8 protein-coding genes are annotated in these 5,768 nt (G+C 32.5%); all 8 read left to right on the plus strand.

The annotated features are described in order from the left end of the window. Positions 1–1,364: hypothetical protein (locus NF27_RS12800; RefSeq protein WP_053332686.1), on the plus strand; the 1,364-nt coding region annotated here is incomplete at its 5' end. Next, on the plus strand, positions 1,357–1,635 hold the full coding sequence (locus NF27_RS07635) for a hypothetical protein (RefSeq protein ID WP_039457838.1): 279 nt from the start codon (positions 1,357–1,359) through the stop codon (positions 1,633–1,635). The genes NF27_RS12800 and NF27_RS07635, both read left to right, overlap by 8 nt. 82 nt (positions 1,636–1,717) lie before the next feature. Then, entirely contained in the window at positions 1,718–2,827 is a 1,110-nt protein-coding gene (locus NF27_RS07640) for a hypothetical protein (protein ID WP_039457839.1), read from the plus strand. A 12-nt stretch (positions 2,828–2,839) separates the two neighbouring features. After that, on the plus strand, positions 2,840–3,082 hold the full coding sequence (locus NF27_RS12720) for a hypothetical protein (protein ID WP_039457840.1): 243 nt from the start codon (positions 2,840–2,842) through the stop codon (positions 3,080–3,082). Between the two features lie 387 nt (positions 3,083–3,469). Continuing rightward, positions 3,470–3,610 carry a hypothetical protein gene (locus NF27_RS12550; RefSeq protein WP_161791837.1) on the plus strand — a complete coding sequence of 47 codons (141 nt, stop codon included), beginning with the start codon at positions 3,470–3,472 and terminating at the stop codon, positions 3,608–3,610. 277 nt (positions 3,611–3,887) lie between these two features. After that, complete coding sequence (locus NF27_RS11325) at positions 3,888–4,610, plus strand: outer membrane protein (protein WP_053332687.1); 723 nt, start codon at positions 3,888–3,890, stop codon at positions 4,608–4,610. A gap of 229 nt (positions 4,611–4,839) precedes the next feature. Beyond that, positions 4,840–5,019: a helix-turn-helix domain-containing protein gene (locus NF27_RS13235; RefSeq protein WP_338140443.1), complete on the plus strand. Its 180-nt coding sequence runs from the start codon at positions 4,840–4,842 to the stop codon at positions 5,017–5,019. Between the two features lie 324 nt (positions 5,020–5,343). Further along, the coding region (locus NF27_RS07655) for a hypothetical protein (RefSeq protein WP_152606875.1) at positions 5,344–5,768 on the plus strand (425 nt) is incomplete at its 3' end.

The following is a 5,768-nucleotide window of genomic DNA, read 5'->3' on the forward strand; positions in this document are numbered from 1 at the left end:
GGACGATAGTTTGTGAAGGCGATACTTGTGAAACTGAAAAAGCAAACCGAGATGCGAGTCAACCGCAAAGCTGGTCTACAAACTATGATATTGAAACAATCAAAGGATACTTCAGCAGTTTTGATACTGATGAAGCAAAGCGCAACATACCGAAAGATGAGAATGGGAACATAGATTGGGAAGAAGCTGTAGGAGGGTATTTCCGATCTGCATATGATCAGTTTAGCAAGATATTTGCAAGTGATGAAAGCAAAGCTAAGGAGGAATTTGAGAAGGCTAAGCAAAATAAAGATAACGTGAAAGAGGAGAAGGAACCTGAGAAGGAGTCGGAAAAAGAGCAGGAAGGAAGCTCTAAGGAGAATAGGAAAAAGCAAGGAGAAGATAAAGAATCTAAAGGTTCAGAAGATATCAATAAGGAAGGATCAGGAAGTAAGGAAAGATTTAAAGCTGAAAGCAATAACGGCAAAGACTCATTCCCCGATTTTACAAGTTATACTGAAGCTGAAGAGAATCAAGATGGTGCCCCGCAAGATCAATCAAGTAACACTGAGGAAGCAAATCAAAAAGAAGAAGTACTAATAAGAGGAGATAAAAGGGTTGATGGATCTATAGGATATCTATTAGACAAAGTAGGTGATGCAAGTGCTGCAACTAAGGAAGTAATAGATGCAGCGAAAGAGAATGTTAAGGAGAATTATCCTAATGTATATGAAGGAGCAGAGGTAGTTAAAACGATATGGGATAGGACTTGGGGGCTCTTAGGAATATCAGTAAAAGGGTTTATAGGAATACTTATAGGGAAGGAGGAAGCTGATGTAGGACTTAAGAAAGTATCAAATTTAATAGAAGAGGCTGATGAACTAATAAAAGAGGGAATGAGTGACAAGCAGAAGGAGGGGATGAATGGAATCTACACGGCAGCAGATGCAGCTGCAAAACTATTTGGGGCAGGATATGCGGCTAAGGAAATATTTAAAAAGAATTTAAAAAGCAGTGTGACTAAATCTGATGGTAAACCTGATGTGCATGTTGAGACGCAGGCTAAAGGTAAGGTGGATGATATTAAATTAGATCCATATCAGGAAGCAATGAGAGAAGGTGGTAAACATCAGATATGGGCTAAGCAATATGTGGATAAACCTGATATAGAGTTAGAAAGAGGAATAAGATCTATTGATAAACAAATTAAAAATCATCAAGATAAAATTGCTAATCCTACTAAAACTGAGAACTGGAATAATTTAAGACCTGAACATCAACAAGATTTAATAAGCAAGAAATGGCCTAGTGACATTAAAAGACAAGAAGAGCAAAAATTAATATTAGAAGGTATTCTAAAAAATAGAGGTAATAGGAATGAATAATTTAAATACTTTAATAGCAGACTATTTTAAAGATAGTATTTATTTACTAATCGAAAATGCCATAGATATACACAACAATGCAATAAACAAGCCAAATGATATTTACCTATCTGGGAAGTTAATGGCATATGTAGAAGTATTATCTTTATTACAAATGCAAGCACAAGCATTTAGTATACCTTTAGAAAGCTTAAAGTTAGATAAATTTGAAGCCGAAAAAGATTTATTAAGCAGCAGAATTATTAGTAAGGAGGAAATTATAAAAACCTGAACCCATAATTATATAATACATTAAAAGAAATATTAATTTTTATTATTAAATTATACTTTCTAGCATATGACTAGGATAATGGGTGCACTGTGAAACCCAGAGAATTATTCATTTATTGTGGGATCTAAAGGAAGGTTCAGGGTATAGCAATAAGGAAGAATCAGGAAGTAAGGAAAGATTTAAGGCTGAGTCCACACAACCGGAGGATAAAGGTAGGAAGATATATGATGAACCGGTTGGACCATCAATTATGCCTGATATGCAGGGTGAGGAAAAAACAGAAAAACCCTCAGAAGAAAAAGGCTTTTTTGGGAGAGAAACAGAAAAATATTTTAGTAGAAAGAAGGTAGGAGAAATCATATTTGGTAGCACTTTGATATTAGAAGTACCAAAAGCAGCTGGTGGCTGGATTTTACACATGGGAGGGGTTGGTGTTAAAAAGCTAAGTGATAATTTTCCTGAAGGATCAAAAGTAGTAGATACCCTACTTGAATACGTAAATAAACCGGTAGATTTTTTGATAGAAAATATGGGTAAAGGTTATTCATGGAGTAAAGGTAATATAATATTTTTAAGTGGTAAAGTATTTGGTTCAGAGGGTGGAACTAAGGTTGCGGAGGGAATCGGTGGAGTGGAGAGGGAAGTTGGAGATATAGCTGCTAAGTTCGAGCCGACAGAGGAGCAAGGATACGTACTAAAGTTTTTTGAGGTTATTGGTTTAGGTAAGTTATTTACGAGCTTAACTAAACATAGTGTTAGTAAGCTTGTGAAAGATACTAAAATAGATGGTAAGGCTGATGTACATGTTGATACAGCGGGTAAGGCGAAAGTTGAAGGATCTGATATTAGTGAGAAAGTTAAATTAGAAAGAGAGGGTGTAAAACAACCTATCTATAGCAACGATCCGTATATGGAAGCTATAAAAGAGGGGGGTGTGCACCATGGGCAATATAAAAGGTTTATGGAACAAGATATTAATCAACTTAAGAAATCTATCAAATCGTTTGATAAAAATGTTGCTAAGCATGAAGAGTATATACAGAACCCTAAATCTCATGTTCCTGATTGGGACTTATTAGATATAGAACACAAAGAAAACAAGATTAAGCATTGGAATAATGATATAGTAAGAGCTAAAGAATTTAAATATATCGCTGAAAAAATACTAGAATCAAAATTTAATAAAAATTAATAGGGTGCCAGAATGTCAAAAGAATGTAATAAATATAAATATTATTTAATGGATCTAGGCCCAGGGCTAAAAAAGTTTGCATTGGAAGCTAAAGAAGATTTTCATAATCATAGAGATAATAAGTTTAAAAGTGGTTATTATTCTGCATTTCACAGGGTGATATCGTATATAATGCAACAAGCAGAAGGTTTTGGTATAGATGTAAAAGAATTAGGTCTTGATGATATAGATCCAGATAAAGATTTAATTTCTTAATTAAATGGAAGTTTTACAGATCACGGACATTTGACCTTAAAAGTAGGTGAGTTATTTGTTCAGCATATATATGACTATGATAATGGGCATACCTAAATCTTTAAAAAATACAGGTAATGTACAACGAGTAACACAATATATAAAAACAGGTGTGAATATTATCAAATGATGAAAGATTTTGCTGAAGGCAATATGGATGGTCAAACTTTTAAAAGAAAACTTTTAGATCAAAGAATGGATGACTTGGAGGAAGATAATAAAAACATTCCATTAAGAGAGCTACAAATTTGATTATTTGAAGACCTTAGCTCAGAAGAATATGACAGGCTTTCCAGACCTTATATAACATATCCTGAAAACAGCTTGTTTTTAAAGATATTTGATGAGTTGCAAGCAATAGACATAGAAGACTTCTGGCCTAGGGATGATGAATATTTTGAAGAAGATGAAAACATAGATGAAGACGAGCTGAGAAGAAGAGTGAAGGAAAAGCTCAGGATTCTAGATGAGAATAGAGATAGGTGGTAGAGAGATATTATGAATAATAACTACATCTAGTAATCATTGAAGCTCTGAAGATAGCAGGAGCAATGATATCCAGCTCTTAGCTTAATGAAGACGGAAGTTTTACTGATCACATATATAATACCTTAAAATTATAAAAAATTGTTAACTCATAATAAATATAGACTTAAGTTTATACTTAAAAAGTATTACGATGATTTGTGTTTAAGTGATAAATAGCTTGAATAATGTTCTAATATATATATTTTTGTAAAAATGATATATAATTCAAAAAAGCATTATGAATAAACTTACTACTATATTAAGTACAATAGCTCTTAGTTGCATTAGCTATAATTCTTATGCGGAGCAAATAAGTACTACCACAACAGACAATCTTTATTCTAAAGGGTATGTTTCATTAGGTTTCATAGGGGGCAAAGGTAGTATGAAAGTTAATAATTATCTTCGGAATGGTCCCTTTTCAATTAGGGAAGATGGTAAAAGTAATGTTGGAATGCCGGGAATAGAGGTAGCTTTAGGGACTTATATAACACCTGAGTTTAGGGGAGAAATTGCAATAAATTATTTAAAGGGAGCTAATTCATTCATTACATATGAAACTCCCTTTGTTGGTGAAAATTCTGAAGCTAAGGCTTATATAAAAAGATTAGATATAATGCTAAATGGGTACTATGATTTTAATAATGACACTTTATTAACTCCATATATGATGGTTGGAATTGGAGCATCTAAAAATAAAGCTGAACTTAATATTTATTATCCTTATACAACGCCTCAGCATTCTAAATCTAAAACCGGCTTAGCCTTTCAAGTAGGAACTGGAGTTGAATCAAAACTAACACAGCATCTAAAGGTCGGCTTGGGATATAGGCTGCATTACACACCTTCAATAAAATTTAGTAATATTAAAAGATATGATGCTAGTAGCTATGACAATCATACTTTTAAGTACAAACCAGCCCAGCATCTCTTGCTAGCTAATATAAAATTTGATTTCTAAATTATTAAAACAATCAAATAATTATAAAAAGATTTTACAGTTACATAAGTTGATATCCTTGATCTGTGTAGCATAACAGCTAACTAGCTAAGCAATACAGAAGTAAAATTTTCTATTTAGAAATTTTGCTTCTGTATAATTTTAAGAATACCTTACAAATTTGTTTAAGTAAGGCAGTGTAATAAACGATCACATATTTGCAGCAATAGCTGAATTTGAGAAAGATATAATAAAGGAGAGAACCTTAGCAGGGTTAGGTGCAGCACGATCAAGGGGTAGGTTAGGCGGAAGGCCGAAGAAGTTAAGTGAGCCGGAATTACTGATGATGAGAAGGTTATATGCAGATAAGAGTAACAGCATAGAAGAGATATGTAAGATGTTTAAGATAAGTAGATCATTACTTTTTTAGTCTGTTAATATTTAGTATTAATGAAAATTAAAGTAAGAAAGATTTAAAGCTACGGAGAAAACAAAAAAGCTGTGTGAGGGGATGTGGAGAAATATAATAGAGCGAAAACATACTTTTAAAGAAAAAAAGTTTATATTCTCAATATTAACCATGTGTTTCTTTTAAAGAAGGTCAGACTAAAATTTATCTAAAATAATAGCTTAATTTAAAACCTATAAATGTAATAAATATATAGTATCTAATTTTAATAAATGAGTAGTTGCTAGTTATAATGCAATAAACAATGTTAAGTATTAAATTAAATTTAAATACTTGTTACATTAAATGCGCCTAAACGACCTACTCTCCCAAAGTTCTTATTTAAATAAAAGAATGATATCAAAAATAGCAGGAGAAGTTGAAATCCTTGGAGAAAAGCAAAGTGGTTCAGAAGAAGAGATTATATCTGCACTAAGAAATTATTATTCAAATTTTAAACATCTAAATAACTTAATAATAAAAGACCGCCTGATAGCAGATAGCTATATTAATTTAGCCATACTTAAGAAGCAATTAGTTGAAGAAAAGGAGAAGAAGTTAAAAGAAGGCTTAAACGGAGAAGAGGGAAGTAGCGATGAAGTAGGAAAACTCAGGGAAGAAAGATTAGAGACTTACGAGTCGATGCATGAAGAGAAGAAGGCAATGGAAGTTGAACAGTTATTTGAGAAGAGAGAAAATAAGGAGATAAAGAAATTAGCAATATACGGAAG

The organism is Candidatus Jidaibacter acanthamoeba (genome assembly GCF_000815465.1).
Lineage (GTDB): Bacteria > Pseudomonadota > Alphaproteobacteria > Rickettsiales > Midichloriaceae > Jidaibacter > Jidaibacter acanthamoebae.

Excerpts from the sequence above, each read along its gene's own strand:
- NF27_RS07635 (WP_039457838.1), top strand. The coding sequence starts at position 1,357 with ATGAATAATTTAAATACTTTAATAGCAGACTATTTTAAAGATAGTATT.
- NF27_RS12720 (WP_039457840.1), top strand. The coding sequence starts at position 2,840 with ATGTCAAAAGAATGTAATAAATATAAATATTATTTAATGGATCTAGGC.
- NF27_RS11325 (WP_053332687.1), top strand. The coding sequence starts at position 3,888 with ATGAATAAACTTACTACTATATTAAGTACAATAGCTCTTAGTTGCATT.